Below are 23,435 nucleotides of genomic sequence, written 5' to 3'. Positions count from 1 at the left end.
CGACAAGATCGTCGGAACTCCGACAAACTTACGATCCCGAGAAATTCAAATTCCGTCCGGAGTGAACGCGGCCCGATACGCTTCGGGAGGACAGGTCAAATAGGAACAGGATTTCGCACCGGAGTTTTCGGGGTCATCGGTCCAAACCCCTTTTGCAGTCAGATCCGCGCAGGAAACTTTCACCGAGTTCGATTTCTGACGTCCCGCAGAACGACCTTGACAACTCCAAACAGGAATGTTCGTAAAACAGGAACAGTTTCCTTGAAACGCCTGCGTGTCCGTGCAATAAACACAATCGGAACGGGTTTCGTTAAACGCACCCGCGAGAAGACGGACGGTTTGATCCTTTTCGTATTCTTCCTTGTCCTTTTGACAGAAAAGAATCGGAATCATTAAGAATATTAGAATATACTGTTTCATAAAATCTCCTATTGAACCATCGTAAACGGAAACGAAACCTTTAAGATCGCGTTTACACCCGGGTTGAGAGCGTAGTCCTTGTATCTGCTGAGATGATCCACATAAGAAACGTTGAATACGTTTTGAACGCTGAAGTCCAGGCTCGGTTTGGAGGTTCCGTCTCCGAAGTTGGGAAGTTCGAAACCGAATCCGATGTCCGTAAGATTGTAACCCTTCGTGGGGGTTTCCTTCGGATCGACCCTGTATTGAGAATCGTAGAATCTTCCGTTGACCGAAACGTAAAAGTTCTTTAACCCGAGAATGGAATCCTCCGTCCATCGAAGCCCGGCCCGTGCGCGGTTTGGTGTCGTTCGGGGAAGAGGATTCGTGTCGTTTTGATTTCTGGAATGAACGATATCGATCCCGCCGGACAACACGAGTTTACGGGTGAGTTCCGCTTGGATCGAAAATTCTCCCCCGCGTAAAACCGCGTCGCCTTGTTTGTATCTGTATTTGGGCAAACCGGAATCGACGTCGATCTCCGCGATGCTCGCGGCATATATGAAATTTTGAATGTGATTTTGAAAGACGCTGATTTCGGTTTGGATTCTCGAAGAGGCGTATCGAAACGAAAGATCCAGATTGTTCGAATATTCCGGTTTTAAGGAATCCTTTCCGATCTCGAATTTTCCGGTTCCTTCGTGGACTCCGTTGGAAAAAAGTTCGAAAGGAGTGGGAGCTCTAAACCCCCGTCCGTAGTTCAACACCGTAGAAAAGAATTTATCGATTCTCCAAACGAGCCCCGTCGAACCCGTTGTCGCATAATAGTTCTTCGTGCGTTCGGTTACGCCTAACGCGGCGTTGTTACGGATATCCGCGGATCGTTTATCCGCTCGAACTCCCGCGCTCAACGTGACGTTGCCGAGTTTGAGTTCCTCTAAAAAATAACCCGCTACGTTTACGATTCCGTAAGAAGGAATCAAAGGTTCGGTTCCGATCGTTCTGTTTTTTTGTTCCAAACCCGAAACTCCGAAGGTTCCTTTCAAAAGATTGAATATGGGTTTGTGATGAAACTTCGCGTCGGCCGTCGCCGTGTCGAGAAAAAGATTCAGGCCTTGATTCTTCGCTCTGGAAGTTACCTGATAAAACTGAAAGGACTTATCGAAAACGTCCACGCTTTCGTCCAAAAGAACGTCCTTGATCGGAAGAAGTTTGTTTTTGGATTCGATCTCTCTTCGATTGTTTCTTTGATACGAGAGATCGATCTCCAAGTTTCCCGGGGAAAAGATAAAGAAAGAATGGAAATGCGATTTTTCGTGAAGCAGTTTTTGAAACACGGTCGCGCCCGGATTTTCGTTCGGGTTGTCCAAAAGATCCTGGGTTTGTTCTCTACGAAACGAATCCACATAGAAGTTTCCCCATTTGCCGTCCGAGCCGATCGAAGCGCTTTGATTTTTTTCGATCATGCCGGTATTGCGCATCGTTCCGTTCGGAGTCGTGATTCTTCCCGCCTTTCTCGTGTTCGAACTCGCACGATAACCGAAGCCGTCGATGTTCCCGTAGATCGCAAAGTTACCCGCGTCCTGTTTGTTGTTGGAATAACTGTTGGAGTTGAAGATTCCCGCCATTTTGGGAACGCCCTCTCCGCTGAGAGGAGCCTTGTCCCGAATCACGTTGACAACACCGCCTAACGCGTCAGAACCGTAGAGAAGACTTCCCGGTCCCCGAATGATTTCAATTTTTTGAATATTAAAAGCGTCTAATTCCACCGTGTGATCGTCGCCGAACTGTTGTTCTTCCTGACGGATTCCGTCGGTCATCACAAGAACTCTTTGTCCGGTCAAACCCCGGATGATCGGTTTGGAAGTTCCCGCGCCCGTGGTCAGGTTCGAAACGCCGGGAGTGTTGTTGATCGCGGACATCGCGTTCTCGCCCCTTTGACGATCGAGTTGTCTTCCCGAAAGAACCGTAATCGGTTGCGGAGAAGTGAGAAAGTCCGAGATCGTGGATTTTGCGGTGACGTTGATCGCGGATTCGTCCAAAGAACTTTTGGAAAGAACGAATTGGATTTTTTGATCCTTGTCGTTTATCTGAACCCCAATGGTTTCGGATTGATAACCCCTTGCGATCGTAATCACGGTGTATTTGCCGGGAGGAACGTGATCTAAGACGAATTCTCCCTTGTCGTCCGTGATCGCGCCTTTTCTGGATTCCTGGATGAGAATCCTTGCGTTAGAAATCGGATTTCCGTCCTTGTCCTTGACAACGCCCGTTAATGCGACATCTAAAGCGAACAAAGAAAACGGTGAAATAAAAATCGAAAATAAGAATATTCTAATATATAAAAATGATTGCCTTTTCAAGCGAAACTCCCGGACAAAAGTCCATTTTAAAACGAAATCGGATAAAACGATTTTGGATTTTAGGAGTTCAGAGGAGGGGCTCTGCCGAGACGGATCGGATCGAAGCTGAAAGTAAGAACGATGATTGCGGAAGTAAAAAATTCTTCCCTTTGCGAAACGGGAAACCAAGTGGTGGATTGAAAATCCGGATTCCAAAAAGAATGCGCGCTTCTTTGGAACTGACAGATCGGACAAGTCTGCGTACGCTGAGAATCCTGATCGACCGAAAACGTAGCTTTGTTAAAGGTCCGATTCTCCCTTTCCGAGTGGATATGAAGGCCCGTGCTTACAAAAAGCGTAAGCAGAATGGCGAGAAATCCGGATTTGAGACCTTTTGCGATCATTTCGTTTTAATGCTAATGATAAGCCAATATTAATAAGGGGCGAAAGAATGTAAAATCATAATTCCCGAATTTTTACGGTTTGTTTCTTTTCGATTGATTCACTTGACTTGGAAAAAAGTTTTTATTTCCCTCGTTCCGGAGGGATCATGTTAGAATTAAGACCCAGTTGCGAAAATTGCGATAAACCATTGCCTCCGGAATCCACCGAAGCGATGATCTGTACGTTCGAGTGTACGTTTTGTGTTTCCTGTTACGAACAATTTCTTTTCGGGATCTGCCCGAACTGCGGAGGAAATTTCGTTCCGCGTCCGATTCGTCCCGTACATAACTGGAACGATGATAATTACTTGGGAAAATATCCGGCGAGCACGAAGAAAAAATTTCGGCCGATCAATACGGAAGCGCATCTCGAGTTCGTAAAAAAACTTTCTTCGATTCCGCCCGAAAAAAGATAAACGAACCCGATAAGAACAAATGGAAAGAGTTATTGTCGAAGCGTGGACATTTCGACGATCGAGGATTTGGGAATTCGGATCAATCCCGAGTCGATCGTATAAATCGAATAGAAGTCCCCGATTTCGGTAAGATATCCTTCTTTAGTTTTTCCGTCGTTCGTCGTGATCTGAACATAGGGTCTCGAAGACCAACTTTCGGAATTTCTAATATTCTCGATCGAATCCAGATCGGCTTTGTCGTATTCTTTCGGAGAATTTCCTTCGCGGATTCTTCCTACGGAATCCAGTTGGGACTGTAGAGCGGATTCTTCCTTGGGGGACATTTTGTTTATGGAAATCCGATAGGTTTGGGAAGGATCGTTCGCCTCGGCGATGTTCGTCGCTTCCGCGATAAAGCCGGGTTCGACCGCGATCGGTTTTTCGGAAGCATTCAAAGAATTTAATATTTGTACTTCGATACGTCCTTCTATCAAAACGATTTTTTCCTTATCCGGATTTGCGGAAACCAACAAGGAGGTTCCGAGCAGAACGGAGCGGATATGAGGACTGTTCACTTCCACGACGGAACCTTCGCGTTTTGATACGGAAGAAAAAAGAACTGAACCTTCCCGAACTTCGATTTTCAGAGTTTGAGAATCGGATTTTACCGTGAAGCGCGTTTTGGGAAACGCACGTATGGAGAATTCTCCTTGTCCGTTTAATCCGAGATCGCAGGTTGAATTTTCCTGCGTCTGCAATTGAATCTCGTTTCCGATTTGAATTTGTTCGCAGATTCCTTGAGACGCTTTTTTGTTTAAGACGATTTTGTAAGAATCCTCTCGCATTTGATAATATAAGAACGTTCCAAAAACGATTAAAAGTGAAGCGGCGGCCAGAAGAAAGGCGCCGGTTTTCTTTTGCCAAGAAATCGCAGAAACTTTTTGCGGAATCGGAAAGTCTTTCGGATCTAAGGAACTTAAAAGGGTTTTGACCCGGATCAAATCGAAATATTCTCTGAGGGCCTCCGGATCGTTTTTCAATTCCTCCGGAAGTTCTTTGGATCGATCGCCGTCCGAAAATAAGTGAAGTAGATTTTCTTTCGAACGATCTTTCATTCCTTCACTCCTTCCAACCAGGTTTTATCGATTCCCAACATTTTTAATTCTTCTCTAAGAAGAGTGAGCGCGGAGACCAATCTTCTGCTTACGGTTCTTTGCGCGACTCCGGTTTGCTCGGAAGTTTCCGCGATCGATTTCCCGTGTATACAATGAAGAATAACGATTGATCGTTCCGGTTCTTTCAATAGTGAAATCGATTTCTTCAATTTCTCCATTAAAATTTTTTGTTCTTCTAATTTATAAACTGAGGATTCATATGAGGAAACTAAGTTCTCCCATGATGAAAATTCCACTAAATTCTTTTCTTTATGGCTCCTGCGGTAAAAGTCGATCAACTCATTCCTTGCGATCGAATACACCCACGTACTTTCCGATCCTTTGGTTGCGTCGAACTTTTCCCTATGATTGTACACCTTGATAAAAGTTTCTTGGCAAAGTTCTTCCGCCGTCTCGGTTGTAATTCCGGACTTTAAAAAGAAAAACTTGAGTTTATCGTAGTAACTCTTATAAAGGTACTCGACGTTGTCTAATGTTACACTCATTCGTGCGGGGGCGCTTCCAAGACTTACTACGAATGGACGATTGCATGTTCGCCAAAATTATTGATTCTTTTTCTAAAAAAACGGTACAAAAGTTTTTTCTTTCCCTTTCGGTGTTTCTCGCCTTCGCGTTTTCCTCGAAAATTCGAGCCGATGTTTTGATTCTAAAGAACGGTCAGAGAATCAAAGCGGATCAAGTTCGGATGAAAGCGGGGAATCTGGTCGAAATTCGGATCGGAAATCAGGTTCAAACGATAGAATTCTCTAAAGTGGAGTCGATTCTGCCTGAATTCTCCGTTCGAAAGAAACCTAAAAAAGAAAAACTTGCCGAAACGACTTCGACGTCGCCAATTCCATCGGCGCCGGAATCTTCCTCTCCGGTTTTGAATAAAGTTTCGAAAAACGACGCTCAAAATCCGCCCGAAATTAATGCGACATCGAAAACGGAGATTCCCAAACGAAGTCGGTGGTATCCCGTACAAGCCTTGATTCCGGGTTGGTCTCCGCTTTTGCTTTCCGACGATTATAAAATAAAAGCGACGGGCGGTTTGATCGCTTTCTCCGAGCTTTATATTCTTTACAAGGGTTTTGAATTCTTCGCGACACCGGAACGTTTTTTCCAAGCGCCTTTCGGTCCGCCCGCTTCGGAAGCGGTCATTCCTTGGATCGCGAGTATAAGTTCTCCTTTAAACGCGAGCACGAACAATTTCCCGACTTTGTTTTTCCAATTCCAGGCTCCGCAACTCGTCGTTACGCAGAGAGGTCATATCATGGAAAAAACCGAGTTCAATCAACAGAAGGAATTTTACGGCATCGCTTTGGCCGCGGTTCTAACGTTAGACGTCGTTTTGAGTAGCACAAGTTTGACGGAAGGAAGCATTCGAAGCGTTCGCTTGTCGACGAACGACGGAGGCAGAACCTCGTCCATTGCGATTACCTGGGTCTTTTAAAAAATAAGATTCTTCGGAATGATTTTCTTTTTATTTGGCGAACTCGTTTTTCGATTTCGTAGATCAATGCGTTATCCTTCGTAACATCGAAGGATGTTACGCGTATGAAACAAAAACAAAGAAAACGATTCTTATTCGTTACGTTATTCGTCTTTTTCGCCTGCGATACTAAATCCTCCGATTCGAACGCCGAAATTTTTCTGCATCTGATTATGGAACGTCCGTCGCTTTTGATGGTGGGGGACAGCATCTCTTCTTTTTGGCCGGAAGAATCCTTGGATCCGTTCACGGTTGTAAAGGCCGCGTTTCCGAATCGAAACACACAACAGATTCTAACCGCCGCTCAAAACGTGGAAGGACATTATAGAGCCTGCACTTATAACGGAGGCGCGAACGATTACTTGGGGATCGTTTCTCCGGTAAACGACGCACGTATCTCCGAAACGGTTCAAAGACAACGGGATACGATCGAAGTGATGAAGTCGAAATGCGACTCGATCGTAGTAATCGGTTTTTGGAACGTCGAAGCCCCTTGGCCCATCTTCGCAACGCGTCAGTTGAACGATAAGATGAAATCTACGATCCACGACGAATTCATATTGGATCCTACCGCGGAAATCACGCCGGACATGTTGATGGACGGAGGACATCTTACGTATCGGGGTTACGAGGTTTTGTCCCCTCTTGTCAAGGAAGCGTTTCGTTTGGGCGGAATTTTGATTCAATGAATTATAAAATTATAATTTACGTTATTCTTGTATTTATCTGCTTTTCTTCCGTTTTCGGAGAATCCTTATTCTTTACTTCTCCTGAGCCGAAAGATCGTTTTGCGGGGGCTTTTCAAAAACAAATTCAAGAATCTGGAACCGCCAAAAAGGAAACCACGAACGTCTCGATTCAAGCGGAGAAAACGTTGGGAAAGAATTTTTCGATCTTTGCCTCCGCGCCTTATACGAGGCTTCAGGAATCCGGTGAAAATCGAAGAGAACATCTGAATCAACAGCAAGTCGGTTTAAAAATTTTATACAACTTCGGAGATTTGAGCGCGATCGGCGGTTCGCATTATTTCTTCGCGACCGGTAAGGAACGATTGGAGATCGGTTCGGAAAAATTCGGAAACTTGGAATTTTACGGCGGTTTATTGTTTCGAAAAGGTCCTTGGGGATTTTTTGCGAGAGCGCGATGGAACACCCAGGTCACTCCGTATCTTCGCGAAAGAAGAGGGGAAGAATTCGAGAAGGTATGGTATTTCGATCTTTGGTTTTCCTATAAAGCCGAGGTATTCGAGTGGATCGTGGAAGTTTCGAGAGTGATCCAATACGATCCTCAAAAGGAGAATTTATATTCAACGATCGTCGCGCCGGGGTTGTTGGCGCATCTCGATCTTTTGAGCGTCGGGTTATCCGTTCCGGTTACTACTTCGAGAAGTTATACTCCGGACGGAACATTAGCGATTCCGAATACGACGTTTCAAAAAAACGATTTCGATTACGGAGCGACGATCAAGTTGTTCAAGTATTATTGACTTCGATCTTCGATTCGGATTCCCGTAACGCCGGTTGCATTTCTACTACTTTCCCGAACCATTTTTCCTTAATGAGCATAAAGGGTCTTTCGGTGATCAGATGAAAAATATAACCTAACAACAATAAAACGATACCGATCGGAATCGTGTTCAAAAGAAGATCCGAATACTTCGCGGTTTTGGCGTTGATGAATACGGGAGCGAGAATCCCCTGAAAGAAAAAGTGAATGAGATACGTGCAATAAGTCAACTTCGCCACGGGCGAGAATATTCTCCAAGAAAAGATTCGATTCGTCCAACTTCCGGATTTCATCGACAACAAAGCGATCGTAGCCCAGGAAACGGAGTTGATATTAAAGCGAAATACCATGGAAATCAGTCCTTTGTCGTATTCGCAGAAAAAAGCGGAAACTACGATCAACGAGCCCCAAGCGGCTAAGGACGCGATGCGGAATTTTTTCGGATCGTTTAAGAAGTTTTGAATCTCTTTCGGATACGTATTGTAAACGTAAGCGAGAAGAATTCCCGTAAAAAGACAATCCAATCTTCCCTGGAGAGGGTAATAGATATTTTCGAGATAGAGTTTTCTCGTAAGTTCGGGTGCGGCAGGTTCTATCACCGAATGGAATACGATCCAACGATACAAAATCGGAACGACTAAAAAACCGAAGAGCGTATGAAGTCTGTATCTCTTTCTGACCTTTCTAAAGATCAACAAAAGAAAAAGAGGAAATAAAAGATAGAATTGTTCCTCCAAGGAAAGAGACCAACCGTGCGGTAGAGTTCCCATCACGTAATTGGAAACGTAAAAAAAATCGTAAACGACCTTGGATTGAAGATTGTTGATGTATTCCGTATAATCCGGACGAAGTTTTATAAAAAGAGGCGCGATGATAAATGTCTGAAAGATCAGAAACGCGAAGTAAGGAGGAAAAATTCGAAGCGTACGTTTGCTGAAGAATTTTCCGAGTTTGATCGTATTCTTATTTTCGATTTCCTTAAACAAAGGACCCGAAATCAAAAAGCCGCTTAGAACGAAAAAAATGTCCATACACTGGCTCGTGGAATACAATAGATTTCGCATGATCCAGCTTTTGTCCTGGATGAACATTTCGAAACCTATGTGAAGATGTCCCAATACCAGAAGAAAAAAACCCAAACAGCGGATTCCGTTTAAGGAAGAGATTTCTCTCGGATCGGATTGGAATATTCCAAAAAAATAATATTTGATCGATTTGAGCATGGTAAGTCCGGGAAATGCCGAACTTACGCGTTTCGATCAGGGTTTTCGAATCGCATCGGAACGTACGGATCTCCGTGAACAAATACGGATTCCGAAACTGCGAACGCCATTTTTTTTGCGTTAGAATGGAGATTCCTAACAACTCTGCGAACTTTCTAAATCACAAGGCGCCTAAAATTCTTTCCAAGGTTTTTTGTTTTTCCTCGAACGGAAAAAAATGAGTGGTTCCCGGCCAAATTTCCAGAGTCGATTTTTTATCTCCGGAAGTGATCCTTCTCGCGCCGGAAGGGGAACAAACTTCGTGGGGATTCGGAATCGTTAAGTGGGTTTCCGTTTTGATTCTTCCGTATTGATACAAACTCAGATAACTCACCGAATCGAAAATCTTAGCCTCAATTTCGGGAGCACAACGCAACAGCGCTTGTTTGTTTTCGCCGATTCTAAAACAACTTTGAATATAATCCTCGTAGATCGTATCGTCCCAACGCGAAAAGGAAGGAGTTCGTTTATAAATTTTACGAACCGTATCCAGATCCTTGAATTCCCTTCTTCGTTTGATCGCGACTTTCGCGAGAGGATTGTGAAAAAGTCTGGAATAAGTTATTTGCAAAAAATCTAATGCAACCGGATCGTGCGCGATCACCTTCTTGAACTTTTCGGGAGAATGATACGATGACAAAAGAAGACTCGCGCCTCCTAAGGAATGACCGACTCCGACGACGTTTTCCAAATTCTCATGTCGAATTAAAGCGAGGATCTGATCTCGAAAAAAATACCAATTCTTAAAATTTACGGTTCCTTCGGATTCCCCGTGACCTGCAAAATCCAAGGCGATCACTCTGTGCGTATTGCGAAGAGATTCGATGTAAAACTTATAAGTAAGCGCGCTGTAGCCGTTCGCGTGGCAGAGAAGAAGGATCGGTTTCGACGAAGAATTCGAGTCCGTATCGATATAAGAAAGATTCAATCCTTGAAAGGAGAACGTTTTTCTGAGCATGATGAAAAGATTTGACCTTGATCTTTCCAACTCCTGCGGTGAACTGGTTTTCGTAAAGTCAAAACCGGAGCCTTTCATGCAGATTCAAGTCCTTATCGTTTTTATCATCGCTCTTGCGTTTAACGCACTTGCAAACATTCTCATTAAGGCGAGTTCTTTAGGCGACGCTTCCGAAAAACCGGAAGGACTTCCAGGACTTCTTCAAGTTATTTTCAATCCGATCTTTATCGGCGGTTTGGCTTCTTTCGGTTTGGCGCTTTTGGGTTATCGTTTCGTTTTAGGAAAGGGTTTAAAACTTTCTCTTGCGTATCCCGTTTTTACGAGCGCGGGTTTTATCATCGTGTTGATCGTTTCTTCAATCGCGTTTAAGGAAAGATTGACTTGGCCTCAATGGGCGGGAATCGTTTTGATCCTCGCAGGCGTTTGGCTTTGCGCCGCCAATATGTTCGAGGCGAAGTCGTGATTGATCGCGCAACTCTTACTGAAACGTAACCTGAAAAATCTTGTTCGCGGTTGAATCGGCGACAAGAAGTCTTTGATTCGCGCAATCGATCTTAATCACTCCGATCGCTGCAAACGTATAAGAGATCGTAGTAACGTTGAGATCGGGATCGATGATTCTGATTTTGTTCGAATTCGAGTCGGACACAAACATCGTGCCGCTGTTATCCAACGCAATGTGAGCGGGACCGAAGAACGAAGCGTTCAAACCGTTTCCATCCACGCTGGCTCCCGTTCCCGTTCCTAAAAGAGTGGAAACCTGCATCGTGTCCAAGTTGATCTTGCGAATTCGATGATCCTGGATATCCACGACTAACAAAGAATTCTTCTTTCGATCGTAAACAAGACCGATCGGAGATTTGAATAAGGCAGTCGAAACGCTTCCATCCTGATAACCCAACGAACTTCCCGATAACGTGCTGACGGATTGAAAGTTCAGATTGAATTTTCGAATGTCGTGATTGCCGAGTTCTCCCAGGTATAAATTTCTTTCACGATCGAAATCCATAAAGAAGGGACCGTTGAACAGCGCGCCGGAGTTGTCTCCGTTTTGAAGTCCCGCAGTACCGCCCGGGCTTCCCGCGAACAGGGTAAATTGGTCCTGCGCGTCGATCTTATAAATCTGCGCGCTACTTTTACAGGAAACGTATTTGTCTCCGGTGACCGGATCGTATTTGATTCCGGCGGGATCGCCTAACGTGAAGCTGGTGGTCAGAGTGGAAACGACGCCGGTTGAAGGAATGATCTTACGAATCTTGTTCACGTTTTGTTCCGAAACGTAAATATTTCCGAACGAATCCAATTCGATTCCGAAAGGGTTTTGGAACGTTGCGGTCGAGATGTCTCCGTCGACGCTGGAAGCGGTTCCGGTTCCGGCAAACAAGGTGACGACCGGGTTGCCTGTCACTTTCATTCTACACAAGTAACATTCCTTGAGAATACAGTCCAAGAACGTATTCTCCTTCCAGGCCTGACTCATAAAAATACTCGGATTGTAAACCTGTTCGTTAGAACAGGAAATCAAAAGGAAGAATAAAAAAAGAATTCTGTAGATCATCGTATTTATCCAAACGAAACCATTCCAGAATAATCTTACTCGAAAAAATTACGATAGGAAAAATAGAGAAGGAAATTTCTTTTTTCCAAAAAAATGAAGTTTTTGCGAGCGCGCGCCCATGGAATCGCGAAGACCGAAACGCGAAAACGAGAAATTAAATTTCGTAAAACAGCAAGTCGAACGGAGCGGCGGAGTTTCCGAGCGTATCGATCGGAGACGAATCGTAAAAATCGCCGAAAAAAAAGGTATCTCAATTTCATCTTTTCGTCTCTATGGGCAAAGATTCTTCTTTGAGAGGTTGTTATCCGATGAACAAAGGTCCACTTTCCGGCGTAAAAGTAATCGACTTAAGTCTGCTTCTTCCCGGTCCGCTTTGCTCCATGTATTTGGGAGATATGGGAGCGGACGTAATCAAGATCGAAAACCCGAGAGCGATGGACGCGACCCGAGTCATGTTTAAAAAAGCGAACGGAGCGCCTTCCTTGTTCCTTATGTTAAACCGAAATAAAAAAGCGATCACTCTCAATCTGAAAAAGGAAAAATCCAAGGAAATACTTTTTAAACTATTAGAAGATGCTGATATACTTTTGGAAGGATTCAGACCGGACGGACTTTCCAAGATGGGGCTCGGTTACGACGATCTCAAGGAAAAATTTCCTAGATTGATCTATTGCGGAATTTACGGTTACGGAACCGAGGGAAAATACCGCGACTTCGCGGGTCACGACGTGAATTATCTTTCCTTATCCGGAGTTCTTTCTCAAACGGGCAAAACGCCTCAGATACCCGGTTTCCAGCTCGCGGACATAGGCGGAGGAACGATGACGGCTTTGTCTTCCATTCTTGCTGCCTTGTATGCGAGGGAAAAAACCGGCAAAGGACAAAAGATCGCCGTGTCGATGATGGATTCTTCCCTTCCATTTCTTTCCTTATACGGAGGAATTTACGCCGCCACTGGAAAAAATCCGGAAGGGGGAAACGAACTTCTCTCCGGTAAATTACCGAATTATAATGTTTATCAGACCAAGGAAGGAAGATGGGTTGCGTTAGGCGCTCTTGAAGACATGTTCTTCAAAACGTTTCTTCGTCAATCCGGGTTGGACAAACATCTGGAGGAATTTCCTGCCGAGGAAAAAAACTTCGGTAAATGGAAGGAGATTCTCACCTCTTATTTCGCCTCAAAAACATTAGAAGATTTGAATGTTCTTTTTGAAAACGGGGATTCTTGTCTGACTCCGGTAAAAACGATGGAAGAGGTGAGCCAAGATCCGGTTCTCAAAGAAAGGGGAATGATCCTTGATAAAAAACATCCGGAATACGGGGACTACTTTCAGTTCGGTGCGCCCTTTCCGTTCTCCGAAACCCCGGTCACATATCGTTTGGAGCCGCCGAAACACGGGGAACATAATACGTCGATTTACCGTTCTCTGGGTTATACGGAGGAGGAAATCGAAACGATGAAAAAGGAAAAAGTGATTTGATTTAACTTTGAAATAGGAAAGACATCGAAATATTTTTCCTAATTCAAAAACTTTGAAAACCCAAACAGAACGTTCGTTCTTTGAATATGATAAGAATTATATAGATACGCTTTCGTTTCGAAGAGGTCCATTACGGGTATCTAAATTCCAAATTTAGAATGAATAAAAAAGCTCAAAAACAAGCGGGACTTACGGTTTTTCCCCCATATTTTGGTTTGATCTAATCGCTGTAAAAAAAAAAGTAGGATCAGAACACTCTCGCAAGAAGGGAAAAACCGATGTACCAGGAATTTACTGAACAACAGCTCGAAATCAGGGACCAGATCCGCAATTTCGTGAAGAAAGAAATCACACACGAAGTCGCAATCCACTGGGACGAAGAAAATAAACACCCCGAAGAACTCATCAATCGTATGAGAAAAGAACTCGGGGTCAACGGTTTGACCATCCCCGAAGAATACGGCGGTTGGGGACTCGGTTCTGTTGAGCAGTGCCTTGTTACCGAAGAACTTTCCAGAGGATGCCTCGGAATTTCTCTTTGTTTCGGTTATACCGGTCTTGGAATCCTTCCTATCCTGAAGGGTGCTTCTCACGAGCAAAAGAAGAAATGGTTACAACCGGTCGTTGACGGAGAATACGGAGTATCTTTCTGTCTTTCCGAGCCTGGCGCAGGATCGGACGTTCCCGGTATGAGCACAACCGCCGTTAAAAAAGGCGACAAGTGGGTCATCAACGGAACCAAACAATGGATCACCGGTGGCGGTAGCGCCGGAGCTTATACCGTATTTGCATACACCGATAAAGGAAGAGGAACCAGAGGAGTTAGCTGTTTCTACGTTAAAAGAGACACTCCCGGTTTGACCGTCGGTAAAAAAGAAGACAAACTCGGAATCCGCGCATCCGATACTCGTCAGATCATCTTTGAAGATTGTGCCGTTGAAGAAGCGAACATGATCGGAAAAGAAAACTTAGGATTTATTTACGCACTTCAAACTCTGAACGCTTCTCGTCCTTACGTTGCGGCTATGGGAGTGGGTGTCGCTCAAGCGGCTCTTGACTACGCTTCCAAATACGCGAGACAAAGAGAGCAGTTCGGATCCAAGATCTCCAGCTTCCAAGCGGTTCAGCACATGCTTGCGGATATGTCCATCGGTCTTGAAACTTCCCGCCAAGTGACTTATCTCGCGGCGAGAATGTCCGACGCCGATGATCCGAGACTTCCGAAGTATTCCGCGATCGCAAAAGCTCACGCTTCCGAAACCGCAATGAAATGCGCTCTGGATGCGGTTCAGATTTTCGGCGGATACGGTTACACAAAAGAATATCCGGTTGAAAAACTGATGAGAGACGCGAAGATTCTTTGTATCTTCGAAGGAACCACTCAGATTCAGAAAAACGAAATCGCGGCTTACGTGATTCGCGAGGCGGCTTCCGCTAAATAAGAAATCCGATCTTGTTCGGATTTTCAAAGGCGCTTGGTTGAAAGACCGGCGCCTTTTTTATTTTGAGTCGTTTGTCGAATCGACGGACTTGACGGAGAGAGAATCTTTCTTCTTTTCCTTTTTCGATTTCCCGGAACGGATTCTGCTGAGAGAAACCGGGGTGATTCCGAGATAAGAAGCGATATGATACTGAGGAATGACGTCCTCTATGTTCGGATAATTTCTTTTGAGAAGTTCGTATCTTTCTTCCGCGCTCAAGGCGAGCAGTTCGTATTCTCTTCTTGCTTTTTTTAAAAAAAGATTTTCAGCCACCATTCTTCCCAAACGTTCCCACGCGATATGAGTATCGTATAACTCCGTTAGGTGGGAGAAGTTTGCGACCGCGAGTTTACAATCGGTGATCGCGCGTATGTTGCACGTGGAGGGTTGTTTGGTGAGAAGGTCGAAATACGAACCGGTGAATTCTCCCGGAAAGTTAAAACTTTTGATGTATTCGGTTCCGTCCGGTGTGAGATAGTATTCGCGAAGAACACCCGAGAATACGAACGCGAACTCGGTTGGAGTTTTTCCTTGTCGGATTAAAAAATCTCCGTAGGAAAGTTCTTTCACCGTATAGACGAGTTCTGCTTGGGTCCAAACCTCTTTCGGAATCGGCGAAATCAAGTTCACCGTTTCGTAGATCGTCCACCATTCCGGACTGTTTTCCGCGACTGGATATTCTGCCACTCGCAGCAGTGAAACCGATCTTGGAATTTTTGCAAATCATATTGAAACGAGAAACGCTCTCTTGGAAAGAATTTTCCAAAAAAAGCCGACCCTTGGTTCGTTCCATATAGGGTCGGCAGAAATATTCAAATTTTCGTAAGTGTGACGATCGATTCTTTTTAACGAATCGATTTTAAAAACGGAATCGTAGCTGCTAAAAATCCTTTCGGATCTTCCGCGAACGGAACATGTCCCGTCTTTAAGAACACGAGTTTGGAACCTTTGATCTTTTCGTGTAATCTTGTTCCGAGTTCGGGAACGATCACCGGATCGCTTTCTCCCCAAACGATGAGGGTGGGCGCGGAGATTTTGGAAACTTTTTCCCTGAGGTCGTGTCTTTCGTCTCCGAAACTTTTCCAGATCGCGGCTCTGATGTTTTTGGAACCTTCCACCGATTTTTTTTCTTCGATTCTATGGAGAATGGATTTTGTGTAATCGTTTTCCACTTTGATGTAATAGTTCGGAAAAGAATTCCAAGTCGCTCCGGTGAACCAAAGAGTGCTCATTAGTTTTACGAAAATTCTCGACTTAAAATCCGGATCGTTTAGACCGCCCGTGTCCACAAGGATCAAACCTTTAACTAAATTCGGTTTTTCTAATGCTAGATTCATGGAAGCGAAACCGCCGAGAGAATTTCCCACCAAAACCGCTCCCTGAGGCGCGAGTTTTTCCATAACCTCCGGAAGAACGTTCGCGAATTCCACCGCGGACGCGGACTCGAAAGGAGTAGGGGATTCGGATTTTCCGTGACCGGGCCAATCGATGCTGATCACTCTATTAGATTCCGCTAATGTAGGAACGATCGCTTCGAAGTCCCTATGTTCGTGACCGGGACCCGCGGAATGAAGAAGCATCAGGGTATTGTCTCCTTTGCCCTGAATCCAATACGCGATACGACCCATTCGAGTGGGAATAAAGCCGGTGGGTTTTTCCTCGCTTTGAGTTTTCGGTTCTTCGATCACGGTTTGCATTTCCTGTCCTCCCGAACATGCGACGATCCATCCGATATACAATACGGTTAAGATGCGGGTTAGATTTTTCATAACCAGAGTTTGCTTTAGGAAGCGGAAAATGTCAAGACCGCGAGCCTTCTCCGAACCGAGAATGCGATTATCCTATGATAATCTACTTTTTACGCGTGATCGCCCAGTGAACCAATTTTAAAAGAGGTTTGGTCCAAATCGGAGGAGTCGGGTTTTGGATCGAAGACTTGGGGAACAAAAGAAAAAATTCCAGAGGAACGATGATCTTTTTGTCCAAGAGTTCCCGTTTGTTCGCAAAGGCTTGGAGCTTATCGTCGTTTAACATCGTATAGATGGATTTGATTCCGTTTTCGTCCATAAGAAAGCTTCTGAGATAAACCGGCTTACCGTCCTTATAAACGAGAAGGCTTTCCGCGCCGTTGCTTTCGGCGTAATAAAATTCGGTTTCAATAAAGATCGGATTTCTGGAAGTGCGGATGAGAAACGAAGCGACTCGTTCTTTGCCGAAAAGAGGAATTCTCGCCGCGTGAACCTTCCCGCCTCCGTCCGACCAGAGAACGATCTCCTCTTTGAGAAAGGGAAGAAGAAGTTCTGGTTGTCCTTTCGCAGAAGCCAATAAAAAGTTATGAAGCAGTTTTCGTTTCGTTTCCTTATCGGGAGAATATTTTTTTCTTTCCGACTTGAGAGAATCCTTCGCTCTTTTTAAAGTTTGTCTGCAATTCTCCTGCGTTTTTCCCACGGCCTCCGCGATGATCTTGTAATCCACATCGAAGGATTCCCGGAGAATAAAAACTGCCCTTTCAATCGGATTCAATTTTTCTAATAGATGAAGAAAGGCCAGATCCAAGGTTTCAGGATCCGGCTCTTCCATTTCCGGCGAAGTCGGAATCGGTTCGGGCAACCAAGGCCCGATATAGGTTTCGCGTTTATTCTTCACTTTACGAAGAGTGTCCAAAGACAGACGCGTTGCAATCGTGGATAAGAACGCTTTCGGCGATCGGATTTCGGTGGAACCGGATTTTTCCCAGCGAAGAAAGGATTCTTGAACGATGTCTTCCGCATCCGTTACGCTTCCGGTCATACGATACGCGATCCCGAAAACGAGAGACTTGTGTTCTAAAAATTGCCCGAGTCTGTCCAAGATTATTTCTCCGTTTCCGTAGCGAGGGTTCCGCTTTCGAATTCTTTCTTGTTTTCAGGAAAGGATTTCCAGAAATAAAAATCGAACGATTTTTCCAATCGGAACGAAAGGATCGTAAATTTACAGATCAGTTCCTTGATCCATTTCGCGCTTCTTGCGGTCCAGATTTTATCGGTGGGAGAATCGTCCGGGTTCGATTCTTGAACGACCGCGTCCTCTCTTCCGAGACTTACGTTTCTTCCGAGATACGCTAAGGAGAACGGGTTTTTTCCTTTTTTAGAATCGATTCCGAGTTTGTGGGAAAGTCTTTCCGCGGCATAAACACCCATCGGAAGCGCGGTCGCACAAGCCATTCTCAGATGATCGTAACCGCTCGAAACGACTTGGACGCAGTCGCCCGCGCCGATGATTTCGGGATGATCTTCCACTTCCAAGAATTGATTTACGTAAACCTGACCGATCGGATTGGTTCTTAAACCCGAAGCGCTTCCGACCTTGGACGCGGTTAAACCGTTTGCCAATACGCAAAAGTCGTGGTCGATTTCTCCGCCGTTCGCGGCGAGAAGTTTTTTATCGGAGTATTTTAGAATTTTAGTATTTTCTAATATTTCCACATTGTTTTCGGAGAAGAATCCGATCATTCTGTTTTTTCCCTCGTCCGAAAAGCCTTTTCCGAAAACGTTTGCGTCCACTAAAGTCACGGTCGATTTCGGAAACACTTTCGCAAGTTCGGCGGCGGTTTCGATGCCGCTCAAACCCGCGCCGAGAACGGTGATTTTAGCGGATGGATTTTGTTTGATTCTTTCATGCATTTTCGCGCAGGCTTCCACGTCGGAAACCGCAACGTAAGAATCTCCGGTCGTTTCCACGGGCGATCCTTGAATTCCCAAAGTGTATATAAGATGATCGTAATATACATTCGATCCGTTTTCCAAAAGAACGCGTTTGGATTTGGTTTCGATCTTTGCGATTTTTTCGATCACGAGTTTTACTTTTTTGTGCAACAAGGATCGTACCGAATAGGTTTTTTTGAGAGTTCCCGCGAGCAGTTGATGATTGCGGATTCTTTCCTGGAATTGTTCCTGGGCCGTGACTAAAACGATTTCTATCGGAAGTTTCTTTCTGACGAGACGATTGGCCGCGACGATTCCCGCGTAACCTCCGCCTGCGATCAAAACGGTTTTGACTTGTGACATGTTTGCCTCCCTGTCTGCAAGGAAGACGCGGCCCGGAATTCTCCCGTGACAAAAATCGTAAATTTTTTCTTTCTTAAAAAACTTTGCCCGAATCGGCATTCATGAATATGTAATTAGAATTGTTCTAAATTCGAATTGACAGAAGAGCCCGTCGTTCGAACCATTGACCCAGGATGGTCCACATGTTTAGGATTTTGTCCATTTTGTTTCTCATCTCGCTTCTGGCCGCCTTCGGGGCCTGCAAGGAACCGGTTCAAAAGACGGAACTGGAAGGTTTCGTCGTAAAGAACGTAATTCATCCCAACAACAATCCTTACAACAAGGACAAGGTGGAATTGGGAAAACTTCTCTATTTTGATAAGCGACTTTCTCTAAAAGGCGATACGAACTGCGCCATCTGTCATTCCGTGGAAATTCAGAATTCGGAAAAAAATTCTTTACCGAGAAACAAGATCCACAAATCCTCAGCGCCTTCGTTGACGAACGTCGGTTTGTATAAGGACGTATTCGCCGATCCGCAGGCGAACGATCTGGAAGAGATCGTAAAAGAAAGAATTCATACCGCGGTGATGTTAAAGGACGAAAAAACGATCGTCGCAAGACTCAATCAGGTTCCCGAATATCGGGAGCTTTTCGAAAAATCATTCGGCTCGCCCGGTATCACTATGGATCGGATCGTAAAGGCGATCTCAGCGTTCGAAAGAACGATCGTATCCAAAAATTCAAAATTCGATCGTTACGTGATGGGGGAAGAATCCGCGCTTTCTCCTTCGCAGAAACGCGGCCTCGACGTTTTTATGAACAAGGCGAAGTGTTCTCAATGTCATAAGGGTCCGAACTTTTCCGATTCCGAAAAGCATACCACCGGTTTGAGCGGGATCGCACAAAAGATAAGAACTCCGAGTTTACGCGACGTGAGTAAAAAGAACGAATTCATGCACAACGGAAAGTTCACCAAACTGGAAGACGTCGTGGATCATTTCGTAAAGGGCGGTTCCAGCGGCTCCATCGAAGATCCTCTTTTAAAACCGGCTACGATTACGGAAGGGGAAAAGAAGGATCTGATCGAGTTCCTGAAATCCTTGGAAGGCGAATCGCATCCATTAGAAATGCCTAAAATTCCAAAAGCTTAATGTTTTTGGGGAATTCCTCCACTTTAACGAGAGCGGCTCGATTTTACGCGGGCCGTTTTTAATCTGTAAAAATCCTCAACTTCCCGAATCCACTTTTTCCAAAAGCCCGATCAAAATTCTTCTTTCTTCGAAGGTGGTATTCTTATAAATTCTCGCGAACATCTTTCGGGAAGAACGAACCACCGCGGACCTCGCGGCCTTTCCTTTTTCCGTGAGAATGATTTCGGAAACCCGAGAATCCTGCACGTTCTTGAATCGTTCCACGTAACCGTTGGCGACCAATCGTTTGACGATCTGCGTGACCGTGGATCGATCTCTGAAAATTTTTTTGGAGATGGAAGTCATAGACTCCGGTATTTGATTTCGTAACGCGCAGAGCACCGCTCCTTGCGGAGGACTGATGTCCTTGTATCCTTCCTTTTCATAACTCAAAGAAAGACTGAAGAAGATTCTTTCCGAAATTCCGGAGAGCAAGTGTACGATCTTTTCGGGTTGCGCGCTCATACAACACGGCTCCTAAAAATGCTTTGTACCAAAAGCAAATATCGACATCGGAGATTCTTCCTCGGATCAAAGACGTTGACCGTTTCCATTCTCGATATACACAAATCTTTATGAAACAAACTTCATCCATTTCTAACTTTGAAAGTATTGAGATCAACGAAAAATACTGCGGACCTCCCAAGAGCGGAAACGGAGGATATGTCGCGGGCATCACAGCCAATCCGATCGAACACAAAGCCGCGGTTATCAAAATCAGAGCTCCGGCTCCGCTCGGCGAAACCTTGTATTATTCCGGAGATTCGGGTAAGAACGGAATTCGATTGGTGAGTAAAGAATCGAACCTAGTGATCGCGGAAGCAAAGGAAGACTCCGAGTTTTATAGGGACGTTCCCGAATTGAATTCTTCTTCTTTGGAAGGAATTCAACATCCCGAAAAAGAATACTTAGGTTTTAAACAACATCCTTTCCCCACTTGTTTCGTATGCGGACCGAATCGGAATCACGAAGACGGGATGCGAATCTTTCCCGCAAAGATATCGGATCAAGTCGGGTTTACGCATCTGCACGGAGCATTCTGGAATCCTTGGAAGGATTTGAGCGGAACGGACGGAAAAGTCCGCAACGAGATCGTATGGGCCGCGTTGGATTGTCCCGGAGGTTTTGCGGTTTCTTATGTGGAACCGACCTTGATCGTTCTGGCGAAATTGCGCGGAAGATTATTGGAACCTATTTTCCCGGAAGTTCCTTACGCGATTCTATCTTGGGAAATCGGAAGAAACAGAAGGCAGAGAATCGCCGGAACCGCGATTTACAGAATCGAAGACCGCAAGTGCGTCGCGTATTCCGAAGCGTTGTGGATGGTTCCCGGAAATTGGAATCCGGAAAATCAAAAAGAATTCTAAAAATTGAATATAATAAAAACATAAGAGAGAATTTATCATGTGTGTCCAAAAAACTTCCGCCTTGAGCTTGGTAAACGCGTATTTTTTCCAATCCTTGCAGGGATATATCCATTACAAATACCGAAAGATCAAAAGGAATCTTTTCGAGAATATGCCCGAAAAGATCGTAGAGTTGGGTCCCGGAGTCGGTTCGAACCTGAGATATTTCAAACCGGGAACGACTCTTCTCGCTGTGGAGCCGAACAAGACCGTACATTCTCTTTTGAAAAAGAATTCGGAAAAGTATTCGGTCCATGTCGAGCTGATGAATTTATCCGCGGAAAAACTTCCGTTTGCGGATTCTTCCGTGGACGCGGTGGTTTGCAGTTTGGTTCTTTGTACCGTTGAAAAACCCGAACAGGTTTTGAAAGAGATTCAGAGGGTTTTAAAAAAGGGAGGAAAATTCGTTTTTTTGGAACACGTCGCCGCGGAGCAGGGTTCTTGGATAGAATGGATTCAGAAGATCGTTTATAAACCTTGGCGTTGGTTTTTCGAAGGTTGTCATCTGAACAGAGATACGTATCAAACGCTTCAGAACGCGAATTTCTCGAGTTTACAAATCGAAAAACGTTCGCTTCCTATGATTTTTCTTCCGATCCGACCGCACGTGTACGGGTTCGCGATCAAATAAACGAAAAAGAATTATTTTTGTTCGGGAGGATTGGTTGCGGATGCCGCGCTTTGAAGTTGCGCGGTGTCCACCATCTTCATCAAACGATCGATGATATCGTTTACGTTGACGCCGAATTTTTCGAAGATATGATTCTTTGCGAGTTCGTATCGTAGAATGTCGATGTTCAACTGAATCTTGGATTGAGTCACTTGCAGTTCGGATTGAATCACGTTATCCAATGCCGCCTTCACGGCCACCGCGGTAAATCTCCCCTGACGAAAACGTTCGGAAAGACCTCTGTAGTATTTGTTGGCTTCTTCTTTTCTTTTCTTCGCGCCTTCAAAGAGATCCTTATCGGCAACGATCGCCGCATAACGGTTGGACAATTCTTCTTTGATGCTGAGTTTGAGTTCGGCTTCTTTCTTCTCTAAATTCTCCACATCCAATTTGGCGTTTCGAATATCCGCTTTGATTCCCTTGTCCCACAGTGGATACGAAAATTGGAACGCCGCATACGCTTCGGGATATTTAAAGGAAGCGATACCGCGATTCGTATCGGTGACGTTCTGTTGAGGAGAAACGATGTTCTGACCTCTTGTGGAATAAGCGCCGGAGATTTTCAAAGAAGGCATATCTTCCGCTTCTTTGATTCTTAGGTTGAGTTCAGCGATTTCTCTTTGTTTGCGAAGATTCTTCAGATCGGTTCTATGATCCAAAGCGTAGAGATAATCCTTTTCCACTTCGAAATCCGCGGGAACTTCCTCTTGAAGATCGGTAACACCTTCGATTTTAGAAGTAGGATCCGCGTTTAAAATACGGATCAGGTTTCTTTCCGCTTCTTTGCGGGAAACTTTCGCCTTTTCCAAATTCCCGGCGGTTTGGGAAAGAATGGAACTCCAAAGATTGACTTCGAAGTTTTCGGAAAGTCCGAGATTGCGTTTTCTCGCGGTAAGATCGCGGATGTTTTTCGTGTTGGATTGCAGTTCTTCCAAGGTTCTTACGTTGGAATCGTAGATATTCAAACTCCAGTATTGAACGAGGGTTTGAACCACGAGTTGAGAAAGTGTATAAATCAATTCTTCCCGTTTGATGACGGTGTTTTGTCGGATGATTGCGTCTTTGTCTTTCTGGGTTTTCCCGAAACTGTATTTGAGAAGTTCCTGGCTCAGAGTGATCGTAAGGGCGCTCGTGTACTGCGGAGGAATCGCAAGAAACGTAAGGTTGGAAGGGGTGGTCTGCGGATTTTCAAAAGCGCTCGTATCGAAACGGGTCGTGCTTGCTTCGAATTTTGCGTAGGTACCGGTTCTAAAATTCTTTTCGATCCCGACGCTGATCTTGTCCTGACTTTGTTTTTGTCCGGCGAAGACGTTGTTTCGGTTGTTGGGAAGATTCGTTTTAAAGACCGTGATCCCGCCGATGAGATTCCAAGTGAACTGGGACTCGTTTTTGAGTTCCGTTCCGTCCGCTTTTACGTATTCCATCTTTGCGTTTTGGATCGTGATGTTTTTTTCGAGGACGTGATTGACCGCTTCTCTTAGAGTTAAACGCAGTACCCTTCTAGAATCGCTTAGGTTCCCGTCCGAAGATTTTTTTTCCTCTTCCAAAACGGTTTCGTTTGGAATGATGTCCTCTCCGGCAGTGGGCTGAATCGCAGTAAAAAGGATGGTTCCGAAAATGAGAAGATTTCTGAATTTTCTGCGAGTCCTTTCCTTTTTAAGATCCATGTA

The 23,435-nt window shown here is 44.9% G+C and carries 24 protein-coding genes; 10 read left to right on the top strand and 14 right to left on the bottom strand.

Going from position 1 to position 23,435, the window contains the following annotated elements; genetic code table 11:
- Positions 1–45: 45 nt before the first annotated feature.
- Genes LEP1GSC052_RS10290 through LEP1GSC052_RS10280 form a run of 3 tightly spaced genes read right to left on the bottom strand, consistent with a single transcriptional unit; the run spans position 46 to position 3,145 of the window.
- A complete protein-coding gene (locus tag LEP1GSC052_RS10290) occupies positions 46–420 on the bottom strand; it encodes a hypothetical protein (RefSeq protein WP_010575713.1) in 375 nt (124 codons plus the stop codon).
- 8 nt (positions 421–428) lie between these two features.
- Complete coding sequence (locus LEP1GSC052_RS10285) at positions 429–2,762, bottom strand: TonB-dependent receptor (RefSeq protein ID WP_010575712.1); 2,334 nt, start codon at positions 2,760–2,762, stop codon at positions 429–431.
- A gap of 59 nt (positions 2,763–2,821) precedes the next feature.
- Positions 2,822–3,145, bottom strand: coding sequence for an LIC10965 family protein (locus LEP1GSC052_RS10280; RefSeq protein WP_010575711.1), 324 nt, complete (start codon positions 3,143–3,145; stop codon positions 2,822–2,824).
- A gap of 146 nt (positions 3,146–3,291) precedes the next feature.
- Here LEP1GSC052_RS10280 and LEP1GSC052_RS10275 point away from each other — a divergent pair, with 146 nt between their 5' ends.
- Positions 3,292–3,600 (top strand): DUF1272 domain-containing protein, encoded by a 309-nt coding sequence (locus LEP1GSC052_RS10275; protein ID WP_040913464.1) that lies wholly within the window; start codon positions 3,292–3,294, stop codon positions 3,598–3,600.
- Between the two features lie 29 nt (positions 3,601–3,629).
- Here LEP1GSC052_RS10275 and rsx read toward each other — a convergent pair whose 3' ends face one another.
- Positions 3,630–4,694 carry an LIMLP_03685 family anti-sigma factor gene (gene rsx, locus LEP1GSC052_RS10270; protein WP_020986063.1) on the bottom strand — a complete coding sequence of 355 codons (1,065 nt, stop codon included), beginning with the start codon at positions 4,692–4,694 and terminating at the stop codon, positions 3,630–3,632.
- Positions 4,691–5,239, bottom strand: coding sequence for an RNA polymerase sigma factor (locus LEP1GSC052_RS10265; RefSeq protein WP_010575707.1), 549 nt, complete (start codon positions 5,237–5,239; stop codon positions 4,691–4,693). Before LEP1GSC052_RS10265 ends, rsx begins: the two co-directional genes overlap by 4 nt.
- 44 nt (positions 5,240–5,283) lie before the next feature.
- Here LEP1GSC052_RS10265 and LEP1GSC052_RS10260 point away from each other — a divergent pair, with 44 nt between their 5' ends.
- The 3 genes from LEP1GSC052_RS10260 (at position 5,284) to LEP1GSC052_RS10250 (ending at position 7,711) form a co-directional block, all read left to right on the top strand.
- Complete coding sequence (locus tag LEP1GSC052_RS10260; RefSeq protein ID WP_020986653.1) at positions 5,284–6,186, top strand: hypothetical protein; 903 nt, start codon at positions 5,284–5,286, stop codon at positions 6,184–6,186.
- Positions 6,187–6,290: 104 nt separating this feature from the next.
- On the top strand, positions 6,291–6,914 hold the full coding sequence (locus LEP1GSC052_RS10255; protein ID WP_010575706.1) for a lipoprotein: 624 nt from the start codon (positions 6,291–6,293) through the stop codon (positions 6,912–6,914).
- Positions 6,911–7,711, top strand: a complete 801-nt coding sequence (locus LEP1GSC052_RS10250; protein WP_010575705.1) for a hypothetical protein — start codon at positions 6,911–6,913, stop codon at positions 7,709–7,711. Before LEP1GSC052_RS10255 ends, LEP1GSC052_RS10250 begins: the two co-directional genes overlap by 4 nt.
- Here LEP1GSC052_RS10250 and LEP1GSC052_RS10245 read toward each other — a convergent pair.
- A complete protein-coding gene (locus LEP1GSC052_RS10245) occupies positions 7,698–8,954 on the bottom strand; it encodes an acyltransferase family protein (RefSeq protein WP_020985947.1) in 1,257 nt (418 codons plus the stop codon). The two genes, LEP1GSC052_RS10250 and LEP1GSC052_RS10245, sit on opposite strands and share 14 nt — an antisense overlap.
- Before the next feature lie 160 nt (positions 8,955–9,114).
- Positions 9,115–9,951 (bottom strand): alpha/beta fold hydrolase, encoded by an 837-nt coding sequence (locus LEP1GSC052_RS10240; RefSeq protein WP_010575704.1) that lies wholly within the window; start codon positions 9,949–9,951, stop codon positions 9,115–9,117.
- Between the two features lie 76 nt (positions 9,952–10,027).
- Between LEP1GSC052_RS10240 and LEP1GSC052_RS10235 the strand changes: the two genes are divergently transcribed.
- On the top strand, positions 10,028–10,414 hold the full coding sequence (locus LEP1GSC052_RS10235; RefSeq protein WP_010575703.1) for a DMT family transporter: 387 nt from the start codon (positions 10,028–10,030) through the stop codon (positions 10,412–10,414).
- Between the two features lie 15 nt (positions 10,415–10,429).
- Here the strand turns inward: LEP1GSC052_RS10235 and LEP1GSC052_RS10230 are convergent, their stop codons facing one another.
- Positions 10,430–11,509, bottom strand: coding sequence for an NHL repeat-containing protein (locus LEP1GSC052_RS10230; protein WP_010575702.1), 1,080 nt, complete (start codon positions 11,507–11,509; stop codon positions 10,430–10,432).
- A gap of 380 nt (positions 11,510–11,889) precedes the next feature.
- On the opposite strand from LEP1GSC052_RS10230, the gene LEP1GSC052_RS10220 reads away from it, so the two are divergent.
- Both LEP1GSC052_RS10220 and LEP1GSC052_RS10215 read left to right on the top strand, forming a co-directional pair.
- Positions 11,890–12,990, top strand: coding sequence for a CaiB/BaiF CoA transferase family protein (locus LEP1GSC052_RS10220; protein WP_341853235.1), 1,101 nt, complete (start codon positions 11,890–11,892; stop codon positions 12,988–12,990).
- A 278-nt stretch (positions 12,991–13,268) separates the two neighbouring features.
- The gene (locus LEP1GSC052_RS10215; RefSeq protein WP_000284122.1) at positions 13,269–14,432 is read left to right on the top strand and encodes an acyl-CoA dehydrogenase family protein; all 1,164 of its coding nucleotides are present in this window, start codon (positions 13,269–13,271) and stop codon (positions 14,430–14,432) included.
- 57 nt (positions 14,433–14,489) lie between these two features.
- Here LEP1GSC052_RS10215 and LEP1GSC052_RS10210 read toward each other — a convergent pair whose 3' ends face one another.
- The 4 genes from LEP1GSC052_RS10210 to LEP1GSC052_RS10195 form a co-directional block, all read right to left on the bottom strand.
- A complete protein-coding gene (locus LEP1GSC052_RS10210) occupies positions 14,490–15,158 on the bottom strand; it encodes a Crp/Fnr family transcriptional regulator (RefSeq protein WP_010575699.1) in 669 nt (222 codons plus the stop codon).
- Positions 15,159–15,316: 158 nt separating this feature from the next.
- Positions 15,317–16,168 (bottom strand): alpha/beta fold hydrolase, encoded by an 852-nt coding sequence (locus LEP1GSC052_RS10205; protein ID WP_040913458.1) that lies wholly within the window; start codon positions 16,166–16,168, stop codon positions 15,317–15,319.
- 154 nt (positions 16,169–16,322) lie between these two features.
- The gene (locus LEP1GSC052_RS10200) at positions 16,323–17,321 is read right to left on the bottom strand and encodes a sigma-70 family RNA polymerase sigma factor (protein ID WP_010575697.1); all 999 of its coding nucleotides are present in this window, start codon (positions 17,319–17,321) and stop codon (positions 16,323–16,325) included.
- Positions 17,322–17,323: 2 nt separating this feature from the next.
- On the bottom strand, positions 17,324–18,517 hold the full coding sequence (locus LEP1GSC052_RS10195; protein WP_040913456.1) for an NAD(P)/FAD-dependent oxidoreductase: 1,194 nt from the start codon (positions 18,515–18,517) through the stop codon (positions 17,324–17,326).
- A 182-nt stretch (positions 18,518–18,699) separates the two neighbouring features.
- Between LEP1GSC052_RS10195 and LEP1GSC052_RS10190 the strand changes: the two genes are divergently transcribed.
- Positions 18,700–19,650, top strand: a complete 951-nt coding sequence (locus LEP1GSC052_RS10190) for a cytochrome-c peroxidase (protein ID WP_010575695.1) — start codon at positions 18,700–18,702, stop codon at positions 19,648–19,650.
- A 75-nt stretch (positions 19,651–19,725) separates the two neighbouring features.
- On the opposite strand, the gene LEP1GSC052_RS10185 is transcribed toward LEP1GSC052_RS10190, so the two are convergent.
- Entirely contained in the window at positions 19,726–20,154 is a 429-nt protein-coding gene (locus tag LEP1GSC052_RS10185; protein WP_010575694.1) for a MarR family winged helix-turn-helix transcriptional regulator, read from the bottom strand.
- A gap of 110 nt (positions 20,155–20,264) precedes the next feature.
- Here LEP1GSC052_RS10185 and LEP1GSC052_RS10180 point away from each other — a divergent pair, with 110 nt between their 5' ends.
- Both LEP1GSC052_RS10180 and LEP1GSC052_RS10175 read left to right on the top strand, forming a co-directional pair.
- Positions 20,265–21,056, top strand: coding sequence for a hypothetical protein (locus LEP1GSC052_RS10180; protein WP_020986373.1), 792 nt, complete (start codon positions 20,265–20,267; stop codon positions 21,054–21,056).
- A 37-nt stretch (positions 21,057–21,093) separates the two neighbouring features.
- Positions 21,094–21,726, top strand: coding sequence for a class I SAM-dependent methyltransferase (locus LEP1GSC052_RS10175; protein ID WP_010575692.1), 633 nt, complete (start codon positions 21,094–21,096; stop codon positions 21,724–21,726).
- An 11-nt stretch (positions 21,727–21,737) separates the two neighbouring features.
- Here the strand turns inward: LEP1GSC052_RS10175 and LEP1GSC052_RS10170 are convergent, their stop codons facing one another.
- Positions 21,738–23,432: a TolC family protein gene (locus tag LEP1GSC052_RS10170; protein ID WP_020985575.1), complete on the bottom strand. Its 1,695-nt coding sequence runs from the start codon at positions 23,430–23,432 to the stop codon at positions 21,738–21,740.
- Positions 23,433–23,435 lie beyond the last annotated feature (3 nt).

Source organism: Leptospira kmetyi serovar Malaysia str. Bejo-Iso9 (assembly GCF_000243735.2).
Lineage (GTDB): Bacteria > Spirochaetota > Leptospiria > Leptospirales > Leptospiraceae > Leptospira > Leptospira kmetyi.
This window is presented reverse-complemented; position numbering and strand designations above follow the sequence as displayed.